The organism is Streptomyces sp. 142MFCol3.1 (assembly GCF_000424945.1).
Lineage (GTDB): Bacteria > Actinomycetota > Actinomycetes > Streptomycetales > Streptomycetaceae > Streptomyces > Streptomyces siamensis.
In genome coordinates this window covers 147,534-173,374 of sequence record NZ_AUKV01000022.1, presented here as the reverse complement: position 1 = coordinate 173,374, position 25,841 = coordinate 147,534, and the positions used below count along the sequence as shown (strand labels likewise).

Genomic DNA, 25,841 nt, shown 5'->3' with positions numbered 1-25,841 from the left:
GCAGCCGCGCGTTCGCCCTGATGCTGGTGATCACCGGAGCCGCCGGGCTGCTCGCCGCCTGGGTCATCACGATCGACAAGTTCAAACTGCTGGAGAACCCGAACTTCGTGCCCGGGTGCAGCCTGAACCCGGTCGTCTCCTGCGGCAACATCATGAAGAGCGAGCAGGCCTCCGCCTTCGGGTTCCCCAACCCGATGCTGGGACTGGTGACGTACGGCATCGTCGTCTGCGTCGGCATGAGCCTGCTCGCCCGCGCGACCTTCCCGCGCTGGTACTGGCTCACCTTCAACGCCGGCACGCTCTTCGGCGTCGGATTCTGCACCTGGCTGCAGTTCCAGTCGCTCTACCGCATCAACTCGCTCTGCCTGTGGTGCAGCCTCGCCTGGGTCGCCACGATCATCATGTTCTGGTACGTGACCTCGTCCAACGTGCGCAACGACTTCCTGCCCGCCCCACGCTGGCTGAAGAGCTTCCTCGGCGAGTTCACCTGGGTCCTGCCGACCCTGCACATCGGCGTCATCGGCATGCTGATCCTGACCCGCTGGTGGGACTTCTGGACCAGCTGAGCCCGCCCCGGCCCCCGGGACCCGGGCCGGACCGCATTGTCAGTGGCGTGACATAGGGTTTTCCCCGTGGAGCCCGACCTGTTCACCGCCGCAGCCGAAGAACGCCAGGAGAAGGACCCGTCCAGCAGCCCCCTGGCCGTCCGGATGCGCCCGCGCACCCTCGACGAAGTCGTGGGCCAGCAGCATCTGCTGAAGCCGGGCTCCCCCCTGCGCAGACTCGTCGGCGAGGGCAACGGCGGGCCGGCCGGTCCCTCCTCGGTGATCCTCTGGGGCCCGCCCGGCACCGGCAAGACCACCCTCGCGTACGTCGTGTCCAAGGCCACGAACAAGCGCTTCGTGGAACTGTCGGCGATCACCGCGGGCGTGAAGGAGGTACGCGCCGTCATCGACGGGGCACGCCGCGCCACCGGCGGCTTCGGCAAGGAGACCGTCCTCTTCCTCGACGAGATCCACCGCTTCAGCAAGGCACAGCAGGACTCCCTGCTCCCGGCCGTGGAGAACCGCTGGGTCACGCTGATCGCCGCCACCACCGAGAACCCGTACTTCTCGGTGATCTCCCCCCTGCTCTCCCGCTCCCTGCTCCTCACCCTCGAACCCCTCACCGACGACGACCTGCGCGGCCTGCTGCGCCGTGCCCTCGCCGACGAGCGCGGCCTCAAGGAGGCCGTCACCCTCCCCGAGGACACCGAGGACCACCTGCTGCGCATCGCCGGCGGCGACGCCCGCCGCGCCCTGACCGCCCTGGAGGCCGCCGCGGGCGCGGCGATCGACAAGGGCGAGACGGAGATCGGCCTCCAGACCCTGGAGGAGACCGTCGACCGCGCCGCCGTGAAGTACGACCGCGACGGCGACCAGCACTACGACGTCGCGAGCGCCCTCATCAAATCCATCCGCGGCTCCGACGTCGACGCCGCGTTGCACTACCTGGCCCGGATGATCGAGGCCGGTGAGGACCCCCGCTTCATCGCCCGGCGCCTGATGATCTCCGCCAGCGAGGACATCGGCCTCGCCGACCCGAACGCGCTGCCCACAGCCGTCGCCGCCGCCCAGGCGGTCGCCATGATCGGCTTTCCCGAGGCCGCGCTCACCCTCAGCCACGCCACCATCGCCCTCGCCCTGGCCCCCAAGTCCAACTCCGCGACCACGGCGATCGGCGCCGCGATGGAGGACGTGCGCAAGGGGCACGCGGGCCCGGTGCCACCGCACCTGCGCGACGGCCACTACAAGGGCGCTGCCAAGCTGGGCCACGCCCAGGGGTACGTGTATCCGCACGACCTGCCCGAAGGCATCGCGGCCCAGCAGTACGCGCCGGAAGAGCTCAAGGACCGCGAGTACTACACCCCGACCCGGCACGGCGCCGAGGCGCGGTACGCGGACGCGGTGGAGTGGACCCGCAAGCATCTCGGGCGGGGCAGACCCTGACACGGGCCCGGCGCACCCTCCGGTCGAGAGGGGCCCGGAACCCCCTGTAGGATGACCGCAGCGCTGCGTCCCGTGTCCGGCTCCGGTCGGCACCACCAGAACGGGACATCCAGCCGGAGCCCCCGCCTCCACGGGGGGATTCCAGGAGCGTCGCGCACCGTCGAAGGTGTCGCGGGCAGCCCACCACCACCCGGTCACCGGGACGGTCGGTGGGCCACTCGCGTGCTGCACGTATGTGCCCAGACCAGGGAGCGGCTGCCCGGCAGGTCCGCAAGGACCCGCAGGGTTTCCCAGGCTGCGGATGCGACCTCCTCTAACCCTGGTGAAGCCGTATTCAGATCAGAAACATGAGGTGTTTGGTTCATGGCGAACCAGTCCCGCCCCAAGGTCAAGAAGTCGCGTGCCCTCGGCATCGCGCTGACCCCGAAGGCCGTCAAGTACTTCGAGGCCCGTCCCTACCCGCCGGGGGAGCACGGCCGCGGCCGCAAGCAGAACTCGGACTACAAGGTCCGTCTGCTCGAGAAGCAGCGTCTGCGCGCGCAGTACGACGTGTCCGAGCGCCAGCTCGTCCGCGCCTACGAGCGTGCCGCCAAGACTCAGGGCAAGACCGGTGAGGCTCTGGTCATCGAGCTCGAGCGCCGTCTCGACGCGCTGGTCCTGCGTTCGGGCATCGCCCGCACGATCTACCAGGCCCGCCAGATGGTCGTCCACGGCCACATCGAGGTCAACGGCCAGAAGGTCGACAAGCCCTCGTTCCGTGTCCGTCCCGACGACGTCGTGATGGTCCGCGAGCGCAGCCGCGAGAAGCCGCTGTTCCAGGTCGCGCGTGAGGGTGGCTTCGCCCCCGACGGCGAGACCCCGCGCTACCTCCAGGTGAACCTCCGCGCCCTGGCCTTCCGCCTGGACCGTGAGCCGAACCGCAAGGAGATCCCGGTGATCTGCGACGAGCAGCTCGTCGTCGAGTACTACGCCCGCTGATCCACCTGCGGACGCAGCACCACCTGCGCGTCAGCCCGCCGTCTCCCCGCCCTTCGAGGTGGGCGAGACGGCGGGCTCGCGCACGTCCGGGGGCAGCCGGGGCGGCGAAGGGACCGCACCGAGCGGCGGCGGCCCCGTCCGGCCCAGCGCCCGGACCACCGCCGCCTCCCGCCCGAGCAGCGCACCCTCCCGGACGCACTCCGCGTACCGCGCGTCCCCCAGGTGCTCCCGGGCCAGCGCCTCGCACCGCTCGTGCGGCACGCTGTAGTACGTCGAGCCGAAGAGCGGCAGGCCCACCGACGGCCACATCCGCGACGCCGCCCCCTGGAGCAGCGCCGCCTCGGCCGGATCGCCCTCCAGCGCCGTGACCAGGGCGAGCACCTCCACCGCGAGGACGGTGCCGAGAAGATCGTGGAAGGTGTGCGCGATGGCCAGGCACTCCCGCAGCAGCTGCCGGGTCCGCGCCGCGTCGCCCTCGGCCAGCGCCTGGTACGCGAGGACGTACAGCGCATAGGCCAGGGCCCAGCGCTCCCCGTGGTCCTCGCAGACCCGCCGGACGTCCTCGCACAGCCTCACCGCGCCCGGCAGATCGCCCTGGAAGGCCAGGGTCATCGCGAGCTCGACCTGGCCCATCAGCACATTGCTGTTCAGCTCGCCGATCTCGTGATACCGGTCCAGGGCCGAGCGCAGCAGGGTCTCCGCGCGCGCCATGTCGTCGGTGACCAGTGCCAGACAGCCGGTGCGGTGCTCGGCGTAGGCCACCGCCGTGGCGTTCCCGGTGCGCTCCGCCTCCTCCCGGCACTCCTGGAGCGCGGACAGCGCGGGCACCGTGTCGCCCTGGAGCACCGCGACGTAGCCGAGCACCCACAGGGCCTTCAGCCGCGACTGGTCGCGGTCGCCGTCCAGGTCCACGCTGCGCTCCAGCCAGTGTCTGCCCTCCGACAGCCGCCCGCAGCCGACCCAGTAGAACCACAGGGTGCCCGCCAGATACTGGCCCAGATGCGCGTCGCCCGGCTCGGTCAGACAGTGCTCCAGGGCGCGGCGCAGATTCGGCAGCTCCGACTCGACGCGCGCCGCCACCTCGCCCTGCCGGGGCGAGAACCAGTCCAGCTCGCACCAGGTGGCCAGGCCCATGTACCAGTCGCGGTGGCGGCGTCGCAGCCGCTCGGCGTCGCCCGTCGCCTCCAGCCAGTCCGCCCCGTACGCCCGGACCGTCTCCAGCATGCGGTAGCGCACACCCGCCACCGTCTCCTCGCGCGACAGCACGGACTGCGCGAGCAGCTCGCCCAGTACGTCGAGGACGCGGTCGGCGGCCAGTCCCTCGCCGGTGCACACGTACTCAGCGGCCTCCAGGTCGAACTGCCCGGCGAACACCGACAGCCGTGACCACAGCAGCCGCTCCTCGGGCGTGCACAGCTCGTGGCTCCAGCCGATCGCCGTGCGCAGCGTCTGGTGCCGCGCCGGGGCGTCGCGCGCACCCCCGGTCAGCAACCGGAAGCGGTCCTCCAGCCGGGAGAGCAACTGCGCGGGCGAGAGGGTGTTCAGACGTCCCGCCGCCAGCTCGACGGCGAGCGGGATCCCGTCGAGGCGCCGGCACAGCTCCGCCACCACCGACCGGTTGCCGTCGTGCACCGCGAAGCCGGGCAGCCGGGCCGCGGCCCGGTCCGCGAACAGCTCGGCGGCGTCCCGCCCGGGCAGCGGCGCCAGCGGGAACAGCTGCTCGCCGGCGACACCCAGCGGTCTGCGCCCCGCGGCCAGCACCCGCAGTCCCGGCGCACCGCGCAGCAGCCCGCCCACCAGCGAGGCACTCGCGTCCACGAGATGCTCGAACCCGTCGAGGATCAGGAGGAGTTGACGTTCGGCGAGGTGGTCGAGGAGCGTCTCGCGCGGCGGTCGCGACGTCTGGTCCGTCAGGCCGAGGCCCTCGACGACCGCGTACTCGACGAGGCCCGGGTCGCGGATCACGGAGAGGTCCACACGCCACACCCCGTCGCGCCGCTCGGCCTGGGCCGCGGCACGCGCCGCCAGTCTCGACTTGCCGACGCCTCCCATGCCGGTGACGGTCACCAGCCGCGCCGTGCCCAGGGCCCCGGCCAGCCCGGCCAGTTCGGCCGAGCGCCCCACGAACGCGTCGAGTTCCAGGGGCAGATTGCCGGGCACCGGACCACCGGCGCCCCGAGGGCCGTGAGAGCGTCGCATGGGACACGGAGAGTACTGATCCGTAAGCGTTCCGTACAATCACTTCCCGCAACTCCGCACGGGGCGGGCGGTAATGCGGTACGGAGCGGCGGCCCCGGCGCGATAGGCTCGGGGGACGACTTTTCGATGTTCAGGCATGCAGTCAGGGAGCGGGTGCGCAGTGTCGGGTGGAGAGGTGGCCGGGATCCTCGTGGCCGTCTTCTGGGCGATCCTGGTCTCCTTCCTCGCCGTCGCTCTGGCGAGGCTGGCCCAGACGCTCAGGGCGACGACCAAGCTCGTCGCGGACGTGACCGAACAGGCAGTCCCGCTCCTGGCCGACGCGTCCGCCGCGGTGCGGTCCGCGCAGACGCAGATCGACCGGGTCGACGCCATCGCGTCGGACGTCCAGGAGGTCACGTCGAACGCGTCGGCGCTGTCGACCACCGTCGCCTCCACCTTCGGCGGCCCCCTCGTGAAGGTCGCGGCGTTCGGCTACGGCGTGCGGCGTGCCATCGGAGGCCGTCGTGAGAATGTGCCCGAGAAGGCCCCCCGACGTACCGTGATCGTGGGCCGCACCGTCCCGTCCGCGCGACGGAGCAAGCGGAAGAAGGACTGACGCAGCGATGTTCCGCCGTACGTTCTGGTTCACCGCCGGCGCAGCCGCGGGTGTGTGGGCCACCACCAAGGTCAACCGCAAGCTCAGGCAGCTGACCCCGGAGAGCCTCGCGGCGCAGGCCGCGAACAAGGCGATCGACGCGGGTCACCGGCTCAAGGAGTTCGCGCTCGACGTCCGCGACGGCATGGCCCAGCGAGAGGCCGAACTCGGCGAGGCCCTCGGTCTGAACCACCGCACGGACGCCGAGCTCCCCGCGCAGCGGGGCATCGCCGCCATCGGAAACGACAAGCAGATCAAGTACATCGAGAACACGACGTACTCGTACAACCGGAATGAGGACCACTGATGGAGTCGGCTGAAATCCGCCGCCGCTGGTTGAGCTTCTACGAGGAGCGCGGTCACACCGTCGTCCCTTCGGCGTCGCTCATCGCGGACGACCCGACTCTGCTCCTCGTCCCCGCCGGCATGGTGCCCTTCAAGCCGTACTTCCTCGGTGAGGTCAAGGCGCCGTGGCCGCGCGCCACCAGCGTGCAGAAGTGTGTGCGCACGCCCGACATCGAAGAGGTCGGCAAGACCACCCGCCACGGCACGTTCTTCCAGATGTGCGGCAACTTCTCCTTCGGCGACTACTTCAAGGAAGGCGCCATCACCTACGCCTGGGAGCTGCTCACCACGCCCCAGGACAAGGGTGGTTACGGACTCGACCCCGAGCGTCTGTGGATCACGGTCTACCTCGACGACGACGAGGCCGAGACCATCTGGCGCGACAAGATCGGCGTCCCGGCCGAGCGCATCCAGCGCCTGGGCAAGAAGGACAACTACTGGTCCATGGGCGTCCCGGGCCCCTGCGGCCCGTGCTCCGAGATCAACTACGACCGCGGCCCCGAGTTCGGCGTCGAGGGCGGCCCGGCCGTCAACGACGAGCGGTACGTGGAGATCTGGAACCTGGTCTTCATGCAGTACGAGCGCGGCGAGGGCACCTCGAAGGAGGACTTCGAGATCCTCGGCGAGCTGCCCAGCAAGAACATCGACACCGGTCTCGGCATGGAACGCCTCGCCATGATTCTGCAGGGCGTGCAGAACATGTACGAGATCGACACCTCCATTGCCGTCATCAAGAAGGCCACCGAGCTGACCGGCGTCGAGTACGGCGCCGCCCACGACTCCGACGTCTCCCTGCGCGTGGTCACCGACCACATGCGGACGTCCGTGATGCTCATCGGCGACGGCGTGACCCCCGGCAACGAGGGCCGCGGCTACGTGCTGCGCCGCATCATGCGCCGCGCCATCCGCAACATGCGCCTGCTCGGTGCCACCGGTCCGGTCGTCAAGGACCTGATCGACACCGTGATCGCGATGATGGGCCAGCAGTACCCGGAGCTCATCACCGACCGCGAGCGCATCGAGAAGGTCGCCCTCGCCGAGGAGGCCGCCTTCCTCAAGACCCTGAAGGCCGGCACCAACATCCTCGACACCGCCGTCACCGAGACCAAGCAGTCCGGTGGCACGGTCCTCGCCGGCGACAAGGCGTTCCTGCTCCACGACACCTGGGGCTTCCCGATCGACCTCACCCTGGAGATGGCCGCCGAGCAGGGCCTCTCCGTGGACGAGGACGGCTTCCGCCGCCTGATGAAGGAGCAGCGGGAGCGCGCCAAGGCCGACGCCCAGGCCAAGAAGACCGGCCACGCCGACCTCGGCGCCTACCGGCAGATCGCCGACGCCGCCGGCGAGACCGACTTCATCGGCTACGACCGTACCGAGGGCGAGTCGACGATCGTCGGCATCCTCGTCGACGGCGCGTCCTCGCCGGCCGCCACGGAGGGCGACCAGGTCGAGATCGTCCTCGACCGCACCCCGTTCTACGCCGAGGGCGGCGGTCAGATCGGCGACACGGGCCGCATCAAGGTCGACTCCGGCGCCGTCATCGAGATCCGCGACTGCCAGAAGCCCGTCCCGGGCGTGTACGTCCACAAGGGCGTCGTCCAGGTGGGCGAGGTCACCGTCGGCGCCAAGGCCCAGGCCTCCATCGACGTCCGCCGCCGCAAGGCCATCGCCCGCGCCCACTCGGCCACGCACCTCACGCACCAGGCCCTGCGCGACGCCCTCGGTCCGACGGCCGCCCAGGCCGGTTCGGAGAACCAGCCCGGTCGCTTCCGCTTCGACTTCGGCTCCCCGTCCGCCGTACCGACGGCCGTGATGACCGACGTCGAGCAGCAGATCAACGAGGTGCTCGCCCGCGACCTGGACGTCCAGGCCGAGATCATGAGCATCGACGAGGCCAAGAAGCAGGGCGCCATCGCCGAGTTCGGCGAGAAGTACGGCGAGCGCGTCCGCGTCGTCACCATCGGTGACTTCTCCAAGGAGCTGTGCGGCGGCACGCACGTCCACAACACCGCCCAGCTCGGCCTGGTCAAGCTGCTCGGCGAGTCGTCGATCGGCTCCGGCGTGCGCCGCATCGAGGCCCTGGTCGGCGTCGACGCCTACAACTTCCTCGCCCGCGAGCACACGGTCGTCGCCCAGCTCCAGGAGCTGATCAAGGGTCGTTCCGAGGAGCTCCCGGAGAAGGTCTCCGCCATGCTCGGCAAACTGAAGGACGCCGAGAAGGAGATCGAGAAGTTCCGCGCGGAGAAGGTCCTCCAGGCCGCCGGCGGTCTCGTCGACTCCGCCAAGGACGTCCACGGCGTCGCCCTCGTCACCGGCCAGGTGCCGGACGGCACGACCGCCGACGACCTGCGCAAGCTGGTCCTCGACGTGCGCGGCCGCATCCAGGGCGGACGGGCCGCGGTGGTCGCCCTGTTCACCACGGTCAACGGCAAGCCCCTGACGGTCATCGCCACGAACGAGGCCGCCCGCGAGCGCGGCCTCAAGGCCGGTGACCTCGTCCGCACGGCCGCCAAGACCCTCGGCGGCGGCGGCGGCGGCAAGCCGGACGTAGCCCAGGGCGGCGGCCAGAACCCGGCCGCGATCGGTGAGGCCATCGACTCGGTCGAGCGCCTCGTCGCCGAGACCGCCAAGTAGAGAACGGTCAGGACCATGCGCAGAGGACGTCGACTCGCGATCGACGTCGGGGACGCCCGCATCGGGGTCGCCTCGTGCGACCCCGACGGGATCCTCGCCACTCCGGTGGAGACGGTTCCGGGGCGTGACATCCCCGCGGCCCACCGCCGGCTGAAGCAGCTCGTCGAGGAGTACGAGCCGATCGAGGTCGTCGTGGGGCTGCCTCGCTCCCTCAAGGGGGGCGAGGGCCCGGCCGCGGTGAAGGTCCGCGCCTTCGCCCAGGAACTCGCCCGGGGGATCGCCCCCGTCCCGGTACGGCTCGTCGACGAGCGGATGACCACGGTGACGGCGAGTCAGGGGCTGCGCGCCTCCGGCGTGAAATCCAAGAAGGGCCGGTCGGTCATCGACCAGGCGGCGGCGGTCATCATCCTGCAGCAGGCCCTGGAATCCGAACGGGTGTCAGGTAAATCTCCCGGCGAGGGCGTCGAAGTGGTCATCTGATCGCGATACGGTAACGTTCCGCGCGATGTGGTGGTGTTCGAACAGCCGCCGCACAGCAAAGAGGCGGACGGGAGCCGGGCTCACCGCACCAGCAGCCGCCGTCTCGCGGCTCGTAGGGGATCGATGACTGAGTATGGCCGGGGCGCAGGCTCCGAACCGTGGCATCCGGAGGACCCGTTGTACGGGGACGGCGGATGGGGAGGACAGGCCGCCGACGGCCAGTCCCCCTACGGCGGCCAGCCACAGCACTACCCGCAGGAGCCGCAGCAGCAGGCGCAGTACGGCGGCTGGGGCACGGGTCAGCAGGACGGCTACGGCCAGGGGCAGCAGCAGTATCCGCACCAGGGCCAGCAGCAGTTTCCCGACCAGGGCCAGCAGCAGTACCCGGACCAGCAGTACGCGGGCCAGGGGCAGCAGTACGTCGACCAGGGGCAGCAGCAGTACAACGACGGCAGCTGGAACACCGGGTCGCACACCCAGGTCCCGTACGCCGCCGATCCGGCCGACCCCTACGGCGGCCAGTACAGCGGTGGGCAGCCCGACTACTACAACACTCCGGACGCCTATCCGCCGCCGGAGCCGCCGGCCCGCCGACGCGCCGAACCCGAGCCGAAGACGGACTGGGACCCCGGTCCCGACCAGGGCGAACACGCCTTCTTCGCCGGTGGCGGAGACGATGACGACGACGACTTCGACGACCCGCAGGGACGCCGGGGCCGGGGCGACCGCCGCGGCAAGGGCGGGAGCAAGGGGAAGAAACGTCGCAGCGGCTGCGCCTGCCTCGTGGTCGTCCTGGTCTTCGGAGGAGGACTCGGCGGAGTCGGATACTACGGGTACCAGTTCTACCAGAATCGTTTTGGCCCGGCTCCGGACTATGTGGGCGAAGGCACCGGCGAGAGCGTGAACGTCCAGGTGCCCAAGGGTGCGGGCGGCGCGGAGATCGGGCGCCTCATGCGGGACGCCGGCGTCGTCAAGAGCGTCGACGCGTTCGTGTCGGCGTTCACCCAGAACTCCGAATCGGGCTCCATCCAGGCCGGCGCGTACACCATGAAGAAGCAGATGTCCGCCGCGAGCGCCGTGAAATGGATGCTCGACCCCAAGAGTCAGAACAACCTGACCATCAGCGAGGGGCAGCGGAACTCCGCGGTCTACGAGGCCATCGACAAGAAGCTCCACCTTCCGGGCGGCACCACCGGCAAGGTGGCCCAGAAGGAGTACAAGAACCTCGGTCTGCCGGACTGGGCGAAGACCGGCAAGGACGTCAAGGACCCGCTGGAAGGGTTCCTCTACCCGGCCACGTATCCGGCCGCCAAGGGCATGAAGCCCGAGGACGTCCTGAAGAAGATGGTCGCCCAGGCCAACCAGAGGTACACCGAGCTCGACCTCAAGGGGAAGGCCAAGAGTCTCGGCCTGGAGAGCCCGTACCAGCTCGTCACGGTCGCGAGCCTGGTCCAGGCCGAGGGCAAGACGCACGACGACTTCCGCAAGATGGCCGAGGTCGTCTACAACCGCCTCAAGCCGACCAACACCGAGACCAACCAGCTGCTGCAGTTCGACTCGACCTTCAACTACCTGAAGAAGCAGAGCAACATCGACATCAGCGAGTCGGAGATCAACAGCAACCAGGACCCGTACAACACGTACACGCGCAAGGGGCTGCCGCCCGGCCCGATCGGAAACCCGGGCGACGAGGCGCTGCGGGCCGCGCTCAACCCGACGGACGACGGCTGGATCTACTTCGTGGCGACCGACGGCCAGAGCAACACCGAGTTCGCCAAGACCTACGCCGAATTCCAGAAGCTCAAGGAAAAATTCAATGACAGCTCGGGCAAGAACTGACGCACGTCGGGCCGCCGTCCTCGGTTCCCCCATCGCGCACTCGCTGTCCCCGGTGCTCCACCGGGCCGCGTACACGGAACTGGGGCTCGGCGACTGGTCGTACGACCGCTTCGAGGTCGACGAGGAGGCGCTGCCCGGGTTCTTCGCGGAGCTCGGCCCGGAGTGGGCCGGGCTGTCGCTGACCATGCCGCTCAAGCGGGCCGTCATGCCGCTGCTCGACGAGATCAGCGACACGGCGGCCTCCGTCGAGGCCGTCAACACGGTGGTGTTCGGCGCGGACGGGCGCAGCGTCGGCGACAACACGGACATCCCCGGAATGGTCGCCGCCCTGCGCGAGCGGGGCATCGAGGAGGTGGACTCCGCCGCCATCCTCGGCGCGGGCGCCACCGCGTCCTCCGCGCTGGCCGCGCTCGCCCGGATCTGCACCGGCGAGGTCGTCGCCTACGTCCGCAGCGAGGGGCGCGCCGCGGAGATGCGGCAATGGGGCGAACGGCTCGACGTCGAGGTGCGGACCGCGGACTGGGCGGACGCCGAGCAGGCGCTCCGCGCGCCGCTGGTGATCGCCACGACTCCGGCCGGGACCACCGACGCGCTGGCCGCCGCCGTCCCGGAACGGCCCGCCACCCTCTTCGACGTGCTCTACGACCCGTGGCCCACGGACCTCGCGGCGCGCTGGTCCGCCTACGGCGGGGCGGTGGTCAGCGGACTCGACCTGCTGCTGCACCAAGCGGTCCTTCAGGTCGAGCAGATGACCGGACGGTCGCCCGCTCCGCTCGACGCCATGCGCAAGGCGGGCGAGCACGCGCTCGCCGCCCGCTAGGCCACCTCCGGCGATTCCCGCCCGCCTTTCGGGCGGCACAGGAGTTGCCGGACCGGCCCCGGCCCGGCGGGGTTTCCCGAACGCGCGCACCGGCTGGCGGCATTGCGCCAGTGCCCGTGATCGCAGAACCGTCACCGCGACGGCCTCCTACTGTTCCCAGCGGATGTTGCATGGACCATCCGTTTCCCGCGTGAGCCGCGGGCCGACAGGGAGCAGGACGGCTGACAGGTGAAACTCCGAACGGCAAGAAAGAGATGGGCCGTCGTACTGACGTCGGCTCTGACCCTGGGCATGCTGCCCTCGGCGTACGCCCTCGCCGCACCCCAGGCGCCGGGCGACGGCGGGGCCCCGGCGGGCAAGGCGGCGAACACGGCCGCGCGGACGGCCGGGACGGCGGCTGATCCGTCGGGTCCGTCCGAGGTCGCCGATCCGGACCGTACGCTTCCGAAGGGCTGGCGGACGTCGGACGACCGGGCCGTCACCGTGGCGGGCGACGCGCGGGGACTGCACGTCCTGGTCGCCGACAGCGCCGACGCCTACCGGTGGCAGGAGGCGGCCACGCTGCGGGAGGACGGGTTCGACGCGGACGCGTGGATCGGCAACGTGTGCGTCACGGGCTCCGGCAAGCGTGCCGTGGTGGCCTACGCGCCGCGGACCTTCACCAACACTCCCGCGCTGTTCGACCGCGGCGCCTTCGCCGCTGTGGTCGACCTCGGCACCCACAAGGTGACCAAGCTGCCGCAGCAGGTCTCGCTCGCCTACTTCAACCCGGGCTGCGGCACGGGGGAGACGGCGGTGCTGACCCAGTCCGCCGACGAGGAGGTCGGCAAGACGCGGCTGCTGCGGCTGAACACCGTCACCGGCAAGGTGGGCCGGACGGTCACCGTGCGCGGCGAGGCGACGTCCGCCGTCCCGGTCGGGGACGCGACGGTCGCCGCCCTCGGCAACCGGCTCACCCGCATCACGGGCAGCGGTTCCACCAAGCTGATCGGCCGGACCTCGGGTCCCGCGTTCCGGCTGCACCCCGACGCGGACGGCGGCGTCGGCTTCCTCGACCGGCACGGCAACGATGTCGCGGTCCGCCGGGCCGCGGGCGGCAAGATCTCGGAGCTGGCACACGGAGCCCTCGGCAAGGTGGGGCTGTCCGCCGGCACCGGCGGGCGGCTGTTCATCACCGGGAAGCCGCAAGGCGTCGCCCAACTTCCCAGCGGCATAAGGCGACTGGAGGCCGACGCCGGTACGGAGGTCTCCTCGCACGGCCGACTGGTCATCGAGCGGGCCGTCTCCAAGGGACTGCGCTCCCACGTGACCAGCCCGCTCGCGGCCACCGGTGACGACGGCCCGCTGCCGTTCACCATCGAGGCCCGGGTGCCCGCCACCGACAAGAAGGTGGACTTCACCGTCCCGCCGGACACCACCACCGGGACCGGGCAGCACTCGCCCGCGCTGCGGACCGCCACCGCGGGCGGCAGCACCAAGCAGGCCCTCGCCGCCACCGCCGCGGCCTCGTCCAACACGACGTCCGACCCCGAGCGGACCTGCTCCGTCCCGCGCAACGACGAGTCGCAGCAGGCTCTCCAGCCCACCCCGAACCAGGTCGAGTGGGCCGTCGACATGGCGATCCGCGGAAACCTCACCAGCGGCTACATCACCCAGGGCGGCTGGCGTTCGGCCGACGGCCTCGGTTCCTCGGTCTCGCCGTCGACGATGTTCCCGGTGCCCGCGCTGAAGGGAGCCGCCTCGGGTTCGCGGATCCCGGCGCAGGTGCTGCTGGGCATCCTGGCGCAGGAGTCCAACCTGTGGCAGGCGTCGTACCACGCTCTGCCGGGCCAGACGGGCAACGCGCTGATCGGCAACTTCTACGGCACGAACATCTACCCGGGCACCACCGGTTACGACCCGACCAAGATCTGGTCGATCGACTGGGCCAAGGCGGACTGCGGGTACGGCATCGGCCAGCAGACCGACGGCATGAGCGTCGCCACCCGTCAGCAGCCCGGCAAGCCGGGCGCCCTCCCCGCGGACCAGCAGCGGGCCATCGCGCTCGACTACGCCGCGAACATCGCCGTCGCCGCGCAGACGCTCGCGAACAAGTGGAACGAGCTGCACACCGACGGCCAGACGATCAAGATCAACGACGACGACCCCAAGTACATCGAGAACTGGTTCGCCGCCGCCTGGAACTACAACCTCGGCTACAACACGCCCGACTCCAGCGGCAAATGGGGCCTGGGCTGGCTGAACAACCCGGCCAACCCCAAGTACCCGGCCGACCGGTTCGCCTTCCTCGACAACAACCACTACGCGGACGCCGCCCAGCCGCAGAAGTGGCCCTACCCGGAGAAGGTGATGGGCTGGGCCGCTTTCCCGATCGACACCGGCCGCTCCTACAGCGACGCCGGCGTGCAGGACAGCGGCAACACCCACGGCTTCCAGGCGGCGTGGTGGGGCAACGCGGGAGCCCGTACGCGGGTCAAGCCGTCCCTGGACACCTTCTGCAACGGCAGCAACGGCTGTGACTCGGGCAACCCGCCGCAGTGCACCACGGAGGACTGCTACAAGCAGTACTGGTACCACGCCGACGCCAGCTGGAAGACGACCTGTTCCATCGAGTGCGGCAACGAGACCCTCACCTACAAGACGCTGCGTGCCGAACTCGGCCGAGGCAACAGCGGCCAGCCCAACTGCTCCACGAGCGGGCTTCCGTCGGGCGCCCGGATCGTCGACGACGTGGCCGCCGGGGTGCCGACCATGCGCACCGACTGCTCCAAGAGCTGGAGCAACGCCGGAACCATGTCCTGGGACTTCGCCGACACCCCGGGGACCGTCACCACGTACGAGGGCAAGGAGGACTTCCACCAGGTCGGCGGCGGCTTCGGCGCCCACTTCTGGTTCGCGCACACACGCAACAGCGCCAACCGCATCACGCAGATGAAGGTGACCGGCACCTGGACGCTGACCCAGCGGCTCGACCAGTGGGCACGGGTCATGGTGCACCTCCCGTCCACCGGCTCCGAGTCGCAGCAGGCCAGGTACGACATCACCCTCGGAGACGGCTCGACGCGGCACCGCACCATCAACCAGGTGACGTCGAAGAACGAGTGGTACCCGCTCGGCACGTACCACTTCGTCAACGGCTCCAAGCCGCAGAGCGTCTCCTTGAGCAACGCCGCGGGCGACGGCACGGCCGACGACGACGTGGCCTGGGACGCGGTGGCCTTCGTACCGCTGTCCGCGAAGCCGAAGGACTTCGTCGTCGCGATGGGCGACTCGTTCTCGTCCGGTGAGGGCGCGGGATCCTACGCCCCCGAGTCGGACATGGACTACGGCAAGCGGACGTGGAACGCCTGCCACCGCAGCGCCAACGCCTGGAGCCGCAAGGCCGTCCTGCCGGGCCGCTCGTCCTCCATCGGCGCGCTCGCCGACGCGAACGACCCGACCCTGGACTACCAGTTCGTCGCCTGCTCGGGCGCCTACACGGACAACGCGCTCGGCAAGTACTCGGCGGGCCGCGACGACCAGACGGCCCCGTGGGGCTGGGGGAACGACGGAGAGTTCGGGGAGATCCCGCAACTGGGCTCCGGTGTGCTCAGCGCGGACACGACGCTGGTCACGATCTCCATCGGTGGCAACGACGCGCGGTTCTCGCCCCTGGCGGCGGCCTGCGCGGCCACGGACTGCTCCGACAGCGGATACACGTACAAGAGCGACCCCAAGCCGCTCACGGAGTACGAGCCGGAGTTCATCGCCAACAGTGTCGGCCCCTGGGTCTCGGAGACCCTGACCGAGATCCGCTCGCAGGCGCCCAACGCCAAGATCGTGCTCATGGGGTACCCCCGGCTGTTCAGCCCCACGGCGTGTGCGGTCGAGTACAACGACCGTGAGGTCGCGATCTTCAACTCGTGGGCGGACAACCTCGCCACGGCGATGAAGCAGGCGGCGACGAGTTTCGGCGACCCGAAGATCGTCTACACGAACCCGCAGTACAAGTTCGAGGGCCACGCCTTCTGTGACGGGCCCCATTACATCAATCCCATTCAGATGAGTCCGAACGGTCCGGGAGATTTCCAGGAGGCCGCGATGCCCAGTCGTGGATCCATTCATCCCAATGATCTCGGCACCACCGCTTATGCGCAGGTGCTGGAGGACGCCCTGAACGGCACCCTGCACTGACGGCAGGCGGCCGGGGTGTCGCCCGCAGCATGGGCGCACACCCCGGCCGCACAGGTCAGAAGACGAACCAGCCGCCCCCGAAGACGCTTCCGAGCAGGTACGAGACGCCGGCTCCGACCAGCAGGAAGAGAAGCAGCACCGCCAGCGTCGCGAGGAGGAACTGGCCGCCGACCGATCTCAAAAAACGTCTCGCATTCACGCCCCACAGACTAGGCCCGGAGAGTCTGGCCGTTCGGCGGGGCGCCGCCCCCGACGCGCGACCCGCATTCTCCTCGCGGCCGGTCTCGCGAATCCTTTCGCGTGCATGTGTCCGTCTTCTCTGTCAGGGGAATGCGCGAGGAAAGGAGCGGGTTTCCCGGAATGTGGCCGGAATTCGCCGGTCGCGCACAGGTGACGTCCGGTCGCGCGCACGTGACGATGTGCGTCCGCCTGATGGACCTGCGACCGGAGCCGAGCCCTGGACGTGGGAGGATCGGAAGTGGCGGGCCAGGGCCGCGCACCCGGTCGCGCCGTCGGCGTACGCGAGGACGCGCGTACGCAGCAGCAGTACCAGGGCGCGAGCATGAGGAGCACCGTTGAGCAGGTTGCGCTGGCTGACCGCGGGGGAGTCCCACGGTCCCGCACTTGTCGCGACGCTGGAGGGCCTTCCCGCCGGCGTGCCGATCACCACGGAGATGGTGGCCGACCACCTCGCCCGGCGGCGCCTGGGCTATGGACGCGGTGCCCGTATGAAGTTCGAGCGCGACGAGGTCACCTTCCTGGGCGGCGTGCGCCACGGCCTCACGCTCGGCTCGCCGGTGGCCGTCATGGTCGGCAACACCGAGTGGCCCAAGTGGGAACAGGTCATGGCCGCCGACCCGGTCGACCCCGAGGTCCTCGCCGAACTGGCCCGCAACGCCCCGCTGACCCGGCCGCGTCCCGGGCACGCCGACCTCGCCGGCATGCAGAAGTACGGCTTCGACGAGGCCCGGCCGATCCTGGAGCGCGCCTCCGCCCGCGAGACCGCAGCCCGCGTGGCACTGGGCGCGGTGGCCCGCTCGTACCTGAAGGAGACGGCCGGGATCGAGATCGTCTCGCACGTCGTCGAGCTGGCTCAGGCGAAGTCCCCCTACGGCGTCTACCCGAAGCCCTCGGACGTCGAGCGCCTCGACGCCGACCCGGTGCGCTGCCTCGACGCCGACACGTCGAAGGCGATGGTCGCGGAGATCGACCAGGCCCACAAGGACGGCGACACCCTCGGCGGCGTCGTCGAGGTCCTGGCGTACGGCGTGCCCGTCGGCCTCGGCTCCCACGTCCACTGGGACCGACGTCTCGACGCCCGGCTCGCCGCCGCGCTCATGGGCATCCAGGCCATCAAGGGCGTCGAGGTCGGCGACGGCTTCGAGCTCGCCCGTGTGCCCGGCTCGAAGGCCCACGACGAGATCGTCCACACCGAGGACGGCATCCGGCGCAGCTCCGGCCGCTCCGGCGGCACCGAGGGCGGCCTCACCACCGGCGAGCTGCTGCGCGTCCGCGCCGCGATGAAGCCGATCGCCACCGTGCCCCGCGCGCTCGCCACCATCGACGTCGCCACCGGCGAGGCCGCCAAGGCCCACCACCAGCGCTCCGACGTCTGCGCGGTCCCGGCCGCCGGCATCGTCGCCGAGGCGATGGTCGCGCTCGTCCTGGCCGACGCCGTCGCCGAGAAGTTCGGCGGCGACAGTGTCCCGGAGACCCGCCGGAACGTGCAGTCGTACCTTGAGAACCTGGCCATCCGGTGACCGCCCCGCGCGTTGTCCTCGTCGGGCCCATGGGCGTCGGCAAGTCCACGGTGGGCGCGCTCGTCGCCGAGCGGCTCGGCTGCGTCTACCGTGACACGGACGACGACATCGTGGCCGCGCAGGGCCGCACCATCGCCGACATCTTCGTCGACGACGGCGAGCCGGCCTTCCGCGCGATCGAGAAGCAGGCCGTGCGCGAGGCCCTCGCCGAGCACGAGGGAGTCCTCGCGCTCGGCGGCGGCGCGATCCTCGACGAGGACACCCGCACGCTGCTCGCCGCGCACCTGGTCGTCTATCTCTCGATGGACGTCGAGGAGGCGGTCAAGCGCACCGGCCTCAACACCGCCCGGCCGCTGCTCGCCGTCAACCCGCGCCGCCAGTGGCGCGAGTTGATGGACGCACGCCGCCACCTGTACACCGAGGTCGCCGGGGCCGTCGTGGCCACCGACGGCCGCACCCCCGAAGAGGTCGCCCAAGCGGTCCTCGACGCACTGGAGTTGAAGGAAGCATGAGCGAGGCAGTGACCCGTATCCAGGTCGGCGGCACGGCGGGCACCGACCCCTACGAGGTCCTGGTCGGCCGTCAGCTCCTCGGCGAACTGGGCGCACTGATCGGCGACCGTGCCAAGCGCGTCGCGGTCATCCACCCCGAGGCGCTCGCCGAGACCGGTGAGGCGCTCCGCGCGGATCTGGCCGAGCAGGGCTTCGAGGCGGTCGCCATCCAGGTGCCCAACGCGGAGGAGGCCAAGACCGCGGAGGTCGCCGCGTACTGCTGGAAGGCCCTCGGCCAGTCCGGCTTCACGCGCACCGACGTCATCGTCGGCGTCGGCGGCGGCGCCACCACCGACCTGGCGGGCTTCGTCGCGGCGACCTGGCTGCGCGGCGTGCGCTGGATCGCCGTTCCGACCACCGTGCTCGGCATGGTGGACGCGGCGGTGGGCGGCAAGACCGGCATCAACACGGCCGAGGGCAAGAACCTCGTCGGCTCCTTCCACCCGCCCGCCGGTGTGCTCTGCGACCTGGCCGCGCTCGAATCCCTGCCCGTCAACGACTTCGTCTCCGGGCTCGCGGAGATCATCAAGGCCGGCTTCATCGCCGACCCCGTGATCCTGGAGCTCATCGAGGCCGACCCTCAGGCGGCGCGCACCCCCGCGGGCCCGCACACCGCCGAGCTCATCGAGCGCTCGATCAAGGTCAAGGCCGAGGTCGTCTCCGGAGACCTCAAGGAGTCGGGGCTGCGCGAGATCCTCAACTACGGGCACACGCTCGCGCACGCCATCGAGAAGAACGAGCGCTACAAGTGGCGGCACGGCGCGGCCGTCTCCGTCGGCATGCACTTCGCCGCCGAACTCGGCCGCCTGGCGGGCCGCCTGGACGACGCGACCGCCGACCGCCACCGCACCATCCTGGAGTCCGTCGGCCTCCCGCTGAGCTATCGCTACGACCAGTGGCCCAAGCTCCTGGAGAACATGAAGGTCGACAAGAAGTCCCGCGGCGACCTGCTGCGCTTCATCGTCCTCGACGGGCTGGCCAAGCCCACCGTCATGGAGGGACCGGACCCCGCCGTGCTGCTCGCCGCGTACGGCGAAGTGGGCGAGTAAGTCCCACAGAGGCGCCGTCCGTCCGATTCGCCTTGCGGCACGGGCACTTCGGGCCGACCCCGGCCGTTCACCAAACGACGGCCGGGGACGGTACCGTTCGGTAGCGAAGCGGGGTTCGCGCCCTGCTGCCAGCGCGCATTGCCTGCGGCGAGTGAGCCGAAGGGTCGCGCCGGTGCGGAGAGGACGAGCGTGCGAGGGCCCGTGGGGTCGCGCACGGCCGGACTCCCGACACCGGCTCCGGCGCCCGGACGTGAACCGAGCCCGAGAAGAACGAGACGGAGTGGCACCGGATGCAGGACGCAGTGGGGGCTCCGCTGCCACCGCCCCACCAGCCGGGGCACGGACCGGCCGCCGGCTGGTCGTCGGCCGGACACCACCCGGGACACCCGGGTCCCGCACCCGCCCCGGGTTTCGCCGGAGCGCCCGTACCTCCCGGGGTGCCACCCGCCCCGGCTCCGCAGCACGTTCACGCGCAGCCCCCCCACCAGGGCGCGCCGCAGCATGTGCACCACGCACCGGTCCCGCCGACGCCGGACACCACCGGGCATGTGCAGCTGCCGTCCGGTGCCCCGGTGCCGGTGCCCGCGCCGTCGCCCGCCGCGGAAGCGCCCGACCCCGCGGCCACCACGCTCGCGGTCCTGCTCATCGGCCCCGCGGGGGCAGGCAAGACCAGCGTCGCCAAGTACTGGGCGGACCACCGCCGGGTCCCCACCGCGCACATCAGCCTCGACGACGTACGCGAATGGGTGCGCTCGGGCTTCGCCGACCCGCAGTCCGGGTGGAACGACAACTCGGAGGCGCAGTACCGTCTCGCCCGCCGCACCTGTGGTTTCGCCGCACGGAACTTCCTGGCCAACGGCATCTCCTGCATCCTGGACGACGCCGTCTTCCCGGACCGCCCGGTCGTCGGCCTCGGCGGCTGGAAGCGGCACGTGGGGCCCGGCCTGATGCCGGTCGTCCTGCTGCCCGGCCTGGAGATAGTCCTGGAGCGCAATGCCGAGCGCTCCGGAAATCGCCGTCTGTCCGACGAGGAGGTCGCCCGCATCCACGGCCGCATGGCCGGGTGGTACGGCTCCGGGCTGCCCATCATCGACAACTCCCAGCTCGACGTCCCGACCACGGCCCGCGTCCTGGACGACGTGCTCGCCCGCTCGATCGCCAGCCCGCCGCAGTGGTGACGCGCACCTCCCCGCACCGCGGGTGAGCGGCGCAGGTCCGCCGCCGCGGTGAGGGCCCGGCCCGCCATCGCGACGACGGGCGGCCCGCGTCCACGGCGGTGGCGGACAGCCGCCGCGACGGCTCCTGCGCGCGCCGTCCGGCCCGCCCACCAGGCCCGCGGCGGCTGGGTGCCCGGCCGCTCCGCCTCCCGCCGGCCGGCCATCGCGCACTCCCGCCGGTTCACCGGAACGGCCCTTCTGGACCCGTCCGGCCTCTCTGGACCGGCGACATCCGGCCACCGCTCGTACGCTCGGTTCATGCCAGAGGTGTACGCGGCCCGCAGAGAGCGGCTCCGGGAGCGCTGTGCGGCCGGCGGGAGCGAGACGGCGCTCGTCACCCGCCCGGCCAATGTGAGGTACCTCGCCGGCGCGGCCCCGGCCGGTGCCGTGCTCCTGCTGGGAGTGACCGAGGACCTCCTGCTGTGCGGCAGTCCGCCGAGCGGCGAGGCAGGAGAAGGACGCCCCGACGAGACCCTGCTCGTGCGGGTGCTGCCGCGCGCCGGCGGTGATGCCGCCGTCGCCGCCGCCGACGTCGCTGCGTCCCAGGGCGCCGAGTCCGTCGCCGTCGAGGAGCATCATCTGACCGTGGCACGGCACCGCGCCATCCTCTCCGTGGCGCCGCAGCTGCGCCTCGGCGACCTGGGCGGAGCGGTGGAGCAGCTGCGGGTGATCAAGGACGAGGAGGAGATCTCCGCGCTGCGGATCGGCGCCGAGATCGTCGACCAGGCGCTGGGGGAGCTCCTGGAGTCCATCCTCGTCGGCCGCACGGAGCGGCACCTCGCCCTGGAACTGGAGCGCCGCCTCGTCGACCACGGTGCCGACGGCCCGGCCTTCCCGACCGCCGTCGGCACCGGCCCGAACTCCGGGCGGCGCGGGCACCGGCCCACCGACCGGCGTGTCGAGGAGGGCGACTTCCTCTCCGTCTGCCTCGGCGCGACCTACCGCGGCTACCGCTGCGAGATCGGCCGCACCTTCGTCATCGGCACCTCGCCCGCGGACTGGCAGATCGAGCTCTACGACCTGGTCTTCGCCGCCCAGCGGGCCGGGCGGGAGGCGTTGACACCCGGCGCCGCCTACCGTGACGTGGACCGGGCCGCCCGTCAGGTACTGGACTCCGCGGGGTACGCGGAGGCACTTCCTCCGCTGACCGGGCACGGTGTCGGGCTCGAAATCGACGAGGACCCGCAGCTGGCCCCCGCGGCCATGGGTAAACTGGACGCTTGTGTGCCGGTCACCGTCGAACCGGGGGTCCACCTCCCGGGCCGGGGCGGTGTCCGGATCGATGACACGCTCGTCGTCCGCCCCGAGGCGGACGGCGGACCCGAGCTACTCACCATCACGACCAAGGAGCTGCTCGCGCTCTAGCTTCGAGCTGTGCGCGTGTCCCGGGGTCGTCCACGTCAGTCCAGGAGATTCCGCAACCGTGGCTTCCACGAACGACCTCAAGAACGGCATGGTGCTCAAGCTCGAAGGCGGCCAGCTCTGGTCCGTCGTCGAGTTCCAGCACGTCAAGCCCGGCAAGGGCCCGGCCTTCGTGCGCACCAAGCTCAAGAACGTGCTCTCCGGCAAGGTCGTCGACAAGACGTTCAACGCCGGTGTCAAGGTCGAGACGGCCACTGTCGACAAGCGCGACATGCAGTTCTCGTACATGGACGGCGAGTACTTCGTCTTCATGGACATGGAGACCTACGACCAGCTGCACATCGACCGGAAGGCCGTCGGCGACGCCGCGAACTTCCTGATCGAGGGCTTCACCGCCACCGTCGCGCAGCACGAGGGCGAGGTGCTCTTCGTCGAGCTGCCGGCCGCTGTCGAGCTCGTCATCCAGGAGACCGAGCCGGGCGTCCAGGGCGACCGCTCCACCGGTGGCACCAAGCCCGCCACCCTGGAGACCGGCCACCAGATCAACGTGCCGCTCTTCATCACCACCGGCGAGAAGATCAAGGTCGACACCCGCACGAGCGACTACCTCGGCCGGGTGAACAGCTAACCGTGGCTGCCCGCAACACGGCACGCAAGCGCGCCTTCCAGATCCTCTTCGAGGGCGACCAGCGCGGCGTGGACGTCCTGACGGTCCTCGCGGACTGGATCCGGCACTCCCGGACCGACACGCGGCAGCCTCCGGTGAGCGAGTACACGATGGAGCTGGTCGAGGGCTACGCCGAGAAGGTGTCGCGGATCGACGAGCTCATCGCGCAGTACGCCGTCGGCTGGACGCTGGACAGGATGCCGGTCGTCGACCGCAACATCCTCCGCCTCGGCGCCTACGAGCTGATCTGGGTCGACGAGACCCCGGACGCCGTGGTGCTCGACGAGGCGGTGCAGCTGGCCAAGGAGTTCTCCACGGACGACTCGCCCTCGTTCGTGAACGGCCTGCTGGGCCGGCTGAAGGACCTGAAGCCGTCGCTCCGCCGCGACGAGGCCTAGCCGCACGACGCGCACCCGGGCGTGCGCCCGCAAGGGCGGTGCCCGCGGGTGTGCGCCACCGGGCGTGTGGCGCACGCGCAGGCGCGGTACCACGCACGCCACGCGCGCGGAGGTACGAAACGCCGGAGGGCCCGCAGCAGATCGTGCTGCGGGCCCTCCGGCGTTCTGGTATCCGGGAGGCTCCTGAGGCGCTCAGAAGGCCGCCGGGGTGGCCGGAACACCATGGTTCCGGCCACCCCGGCGGCACGTTTCTGCTGAGTGGTGCGAAGGGCTCAGGCCTCTTCGTGGGTGACGGCGCGACGCGCGTCCGCGTCCAGGACACCCCAGCTGATCAGCTGCTCGGTGAGGACCGAGGGCGACTGGTCGTAGATGACGGCGAGGGTGCGCAGGTCGTCCTGGCGGATCGACAGCACCTTGCCGTTGTAGTCACCGCGCTGCGACTGGATCGTGGCCGCGTATCGCTGGAGAGGGCCTGCCTTCTCCGCCGGGACGTGGGCAAGACGCTCCAGGTCGAGGACGAGCTTCGGCGGCGGCTCGGCGGCTCCGCCCGGGGTGGTGCCCGGCAGCAGCTCCTGCACCGGCACTCCGTAGAAGTCCGCCAGCTCCGCGAGGCGCTGCACGGTGACCGCGCGGTCTCCGCGCTCGTACGATCCGACCACGACCGCCTTCCAGCGACCCTGGGACTTCTCCTCGACGCCGTGGAGGGAAAGGCCCTGCTGGGTGCGGATGGCGCGGAGCTTGGCCCCGAGCTGTTTGGCGTATTCGCTGGACATATAGCTCCCCGGACGCTGTATCAACGTGCGGCTCCGCCGCGCGGCTGGTGACTCTGGTGACTCACTGTGAGGTTACGCAGCGTTACTCTTCCCCGTCAAGCCGAACGGTTCGCAGCGACCCTTCCGTGGGAGTCACGCGCGGTGGCTCAAAGGGATGTGATCAGGCGCGTTGCCGGGCTGGTAAGGTCGATGGCGCAATTCCGACGTCCTTTAATGATCCGTCCCGTGAGGCGGAGAAGGAGGTCCGTTTCGTATGGACACAGAGCAGGACAAGCCGCAGCACGAGTCCGATGCACGGCCCGTTCTCGAAGGCCCCGACATCGCGCGGGTGCTGACCCGTATCGCCCACGAGATCGTCGAGCGCGCCAAGGGCGCCGACGACGTGGTGCTCCTCGGCATTCCCACCCGAGGCGTCTTCCTGGCCCGCAGACTCGCGGCCAAGCTCGAAGAGATCACCGGCCGAAAGATCCCGGTCGGCTCCCTCGACATCACCATGTACCGCGACGATCTGCGCATGCACCCGCCGCGCGCGCTGGCCCGCACCGAGATCCCCGGTGACGGCATCGACGGCCGCCTGGTCGTCCTCGTCGACGACGTGCTCTTCTCCGGCCGCACCATCCGCGCCGCGCTCGACGCGCTGAACGACATCGGCCGTCCGCGTGCCGTGCAGCTCGCCGTGCTCGTCGACCGCGGCCACCGCGAACTGCCCATCCGTGCCGACTACGTCGGCAAGAACCTCCCCACGTCGTTGCGGGAGACGGTCAAGGTCCAGCTCGCCGAGGAGGACGGTCGCGACACCGTGCTGCTCGGCGCGAAGCGGACCTCCCCGGGCGAGCGGCAGTAGCACTCCGCCGTACGGCACCGCCGTACGCCGAACGAGTGCCCTGCGCGCCCCCGCATGCCCGAATCCTCCTGAACTGCCTTACGGAGCCTGACAGATGCAGCGTCATCTCATCTCGGCCGCCGACCTCACCCGCGACGACGCCGTCCTGATCCTCGACACCGCCGAGGAGATGGCCCGGGTCGCCGACCGGCCGATCAAGAAGCTGCCGACCCTGCGCGGCCGCACCGTCGTGAACCTCTTCTTCGAGGACTCGACCCGGACCCGGATCTCCTTCGAGGCCGCCGAGAAGCGCCTCTCGGCGGACGTCATCAACTTCACCGCCAAGGGGTCGAGCGTCTCCAAGGGCGAGTCCCTCAAGGACACCGCCCAGACCCTCGAAGCCATGGGCGTCGACGCCGTCGTCATCCGGCACGGCGCCTCCGGAGCCCCCTACCGGCTGGCCACCTCCGGCTGGATCGACGCCGCCGTCATCAACGCCGGCGACGGCACCCACCAGCACCCCACCCAGGCGCTGCTCGACGCCTTCACCATGCGGCGCCGCCTCGTCGGCCGAGACGCCGGCATCGGCCAGGACCTGTCCGGCAAGCGCATCACGATCGTCGGCGACGTCCTGCACAGCCGCGTCGCCCGGTCCAACGTCGACCTGCTGCACACCCTCGGCGCCGAGGTCACCCTCGTCGCCCCGCCGACCCTGGTGCCCGTCGGCGTCGAGTCCTGGCCGTGCGAGATCTCCTACGACCTCGACAGCACCCTGTCCAAGTCCGACGCGGTGATGATGCTGCGCGTCCAGCGCGAGCGGATGAACGCGGCGTTCTTCCCGACCGAGCGCGAGTACTCGCGGCGCTACGGCCTCGACGGCGACCGCATGGCGCGGATGCCCGAGCACGCCATCGTGATGCACCCCGGCCCGATGGTCCGCGGCATGGAGATCACCGCCGAGGTCGCCGACTCCGACCGCTGCACCGTCGTCGAGCAGGTCGCCAACGGCGTCTCCATCCGGATGGCCGTCCTGTACCTGCTGCTCGGCGGCAACGAGCCCGCCGTCACCCACACCCGCCCGCCCGTCTCCCACCACCAGCCTTCCAACGAGCGCGCCGCGCACACCATTTCCGCGGACGAGGAGAAGTAAG

At 70.7% G+C, this 25,841-nt stretch carries 22 protein-coding genes; 19 read left to right on the top strand and 3 right to left on the bottom strand.

Annotated elements, in window-relative coordinates:
• The 3 genes from H305_RS0129900 to rpsD form a co-directional block, all read left to right on the top strand.
• Nucleotides 1–566: vitamin K epoxide reductase family protein (locus H305_RS0129900; RefSeq protein ID WP_028803710.1), on the top strand; the 566-nt coding region annotated here is incomplete at its 5' end.
• 66 nt (nt 567–632) lie between these two features.
• Nucleotides 633–1,988 carry a replication-associated recombination protein A gene (locus tag H305_RS0129895; protein WP_028803709.1) on the top strand — a complete coding sequence of 452 codons (1,356 nt, stop codon included), beginning with the start codon at nt 633–635 and terminating at the stop codon, nt 1,986–1,988.
• A gap of 363 nt (nt 1,989–2,351) precedes the next feature.
• A complete protein-coding gene (rpsD, locus tag H305_RS0129890) occupies nt 2,352–2,966 on the top strand; it encodes a 30S ribosomal protein S4 (protein ID WP_028803708.1) in 615 nt (204 codons plus the stop codon).
• Between the two features lie 30 nt (nt 2,967–2,996).
• Here the strand turns inward: rpsD and H305_RS0129885 are convergent, their stop codons facing one another.
• Nucleotides 2,997–5,165: an ATP-binding protein gene (locus tag H305_RS0129885; RefSeq protein ID WP_028803707.1), complete on the bottom strand. Its 2,169-nt coding sequence runs from the start codon at nt 5,163–5,165 to the stop codon at nt 2,997–2,999.
• A 160-nt stretch (nt 5,166–5,325) separates the two neighbouring features.
• On the opposite strand from H305_RS0129885, the gene H305_RS0129880 reads away from it, so the two are divergent.
• The 7 genes from H305_RS0129880 (at nt 5,326) to H305_RS0129850 (ending at nt 16,090) form a co-directional block, all read left to right on the top strand.
• Nucleotides 5,326–5,760, top strand: coding sequence for a DUF948 domain-containing protein (locus H305_RS0129880; RefSeq protein ID WP_028803706.1), 435 nt, complete (start codon nt 5,326–5,328; stop codon nt 5,758–5,760).
• A gap of 7 nt (nt 5,761–5,767) precedes the next feature.
• The gene (locus H305_RS0129875) at nt 5,768–6,106 is read left to right on the top strand and encodes a DUF6167 family protein (protein ID WP_028803705.1); all 339 of its coding nucleotides are present in this window, start codon (nt 5,768–5,770) and stop codon (nt 6,104–6,106) included.
• The gene (gene alaS, locus H305_RS0129870) at nt 6,106–8,778 is read left to right on the top strand and encodes an alanine--tRNA ligase (RefSeq protein ID WP_028803704.1); all 2,673 of its coding nucleotides are present in this window, start codon (nt 6,106–6,108) and stop codon (nt 8,776–8,778) included. Before H305_RS0129875 ends, alaS begins: the two co-directional genes overlap by 1 nt.
• A 15-nt stretch (nt 8,779–8,793) precedes the next feature.
• Nucleotides 8,794–9,258, top strand: a complete 465-nt coding sequence (gene ruvX, locus H305_RS0129865) for a Holliday junction resolvase RuvX (RefSeq protein WP_028803703.1) — start codon at nt 8,794–8,796, stop codon at nt 9,256–9,258.
• Between the two features lie 123 nt (nt 9,259–9,381).
• Nucleotides 9,382–11,097, top strand: a complete 1,716-nt coding sequence (gene mltG, locus H305_RS0129860) for an endolytic transglycosylase MltG (RefSeq protein ID WP_051371049.1) — start codon at nt 9,382–9,384, stop codon at nt 11,095–11,097.
• Nucleotides 11,075–11,917: a shikimate dehydrogenase gene (locus H305_RS0129855; protein ID WP_028803701.1), complete on the top strand. Its 843-nt coding sequence runs from the start codon at nt 11,075–11,077 to the stop codon at nt 11,915–11,917. The genes mltG and H305_RS0129855 overlap by 23 nt, the downstream gene beginning before the upstream one ends.
• A gap of 228 nt (nt 11,918–12,145) precedes the next feature.
• Nucleotides 12,146–16,090 (top strand): GDSL-type esterase/lipase family protein, encoded by a 3,945-nt coding sequence (locus tag H305_RS0129850; protein ID WP_234021095.1) that lies wholly within the window; start codon nt 12,146–12,148, stop codon nt 16,088–16,090.
• Nucleotides 16,091–16,145: 55 nt separating this feature from the next.
• On the opposite strand, the gene H305_RS53535 is transcribed toward H305_RS0129850, so the two are convergent.
• Nucleotides 16,146–16,289, bottom strand: a complete 144-nt coding sequence (locus H305_RS53535; RefSeq protein ID WP_158690584.1) for a hypothetical protein — start codon at nt 16,287–16,289, stop codon at nt 16,146–16,148.
• A 376-nt stretch (nt 16,290–16,665) separates the two neighbouring features.
• On the opposite strand from H305_RS53535, the gene aroC reads away from it, so the two are divergent.
• The 7 genes from aroC to nusB all read left to right on the top strand — a co-directional run bounded on the left by aroC (nt 16,666) and on the right by nusB (nt 23,094).
• On the top strand, nt 16,666–17,850 hold the full coding sequence (gene aroC / locus H305_RS0129840; RefSeq protein ID WP_028803699.1) for a chorismate synthase: 1,185 nt from the start codon (nt 16,666–16,668) through the stop codon (nt 17,848–17,850).
• 29 nt (nt 17,851–17,879) lie between these two features.
• A complete protein-coding gene (locus H305_RS0129835; protein ID WP_051371062.1) occupies nt 17,880–18,362 on the top strand; it encodes a shikimate kinase in 483 nt (160 codons plus the stop codon).
• Nucleotides 18,359–19,450, top strand: a complete 1,092-nt coding sequence (gene aroB / locus H305_RS0129830; RefSeq protein ID WP_028803697.1) for a 3-dehydroquinate synthase — start codon at nt 18,359–18,361, stop codon at nt 19,448–19,450. Before H305_RS0129835 ends, aroB begins: the two co-directional genes overlap by 4 nt.
• 290 nt (nt 19,451–19,740) lie before the next feature.
• Complete coding sequence (locus H305_RS0129825; protein WP_078629293.1) at nt 19,741–20,628, top strand: Pro-rich N-terminal domain-containing protein; 888 nt, start codon at nt 19,741–19,743, stop codon at nt 20,626–20,628.
• A 297-nt stretch (nt 20,629–20,925) separates the two neighbouring features.
• On the top strand, nt 20,926–22,032 hold the full coding sequence (locus H305_RS0129820) for an aminopeptidase P family protein (protein ID WP_028803695.1): 1,107 nt from the start codon (nt 20,926–20,928) through the stop codon (nt 22,030–22,032).
• Nucleotides 22,033–22,090: 58 nt separating this feature from the next.
• Nucleotides 22,091–22,657, top strand: coding sequence for an elongation factor P (gene efp, locus H305_RS0129815; RefSeq protein ID WP_028803694.1), 567 nt, complete (start codon nt 22,091–22,093; stop codon nt 22,655–22,657).
• Between the two features lie 2 nt (nt 22,658–22,659).
• Entirely contained in the window at nt 22,660–23,094 is a 435-nt protein-coding gene (gene nusB / locus H305_RS0129810) for a transcription antitermination factor NusB (protein WP_028803693.1), read from the top strand.
• Nucleotides 23,095–23,366: 272 nt separating this feature from the next.
• Here the strand turns inward: nusB and bldD are convergent, their stop codons facing one another.
• Entirely contained in the window at nt 23,367–23,867 is a 501-nt protein-coding gene (bldD, locus tag H305_RS0129805; protein WP_028803692.1) for a transcriptional regulator BldD, read from the bottom strand.
• Between the two features lie 253 nt (nt 23,868–24,120).
• Here bldD and pyrR point away from each other — a divergent pair, with 253 nt between their 5' ends.
• Nucleotides 24,121–24,711 (top strand): bifunctional pyr operon transcriptional regulator/uracil phosphoribosyltransferase PyrR, encoded by a 591-nt coding sequence (pyrR, locus tag H305_RS0129800; protein WP_028803691.1) that lies wholly within the window; start codon nt 24,121–24,123, stop codon nt 24,709–24,711.
• A gap of 94 nt (nt 24,712–24,805) precedes the next feature.
• Complete coding sequence (locus tag H305_RS0129795) at nt 24,806–25,840, top strand: aspartate carbamoyltransferase catalytic subunit (RefSeq protein WP_028803690.1); 1,035 nt, start codon at nt 24,806–24,808, stop codon at nt 25,838–25,840.
• Nucleotide 25,841 lies beyond the last annotated feature (1 nt).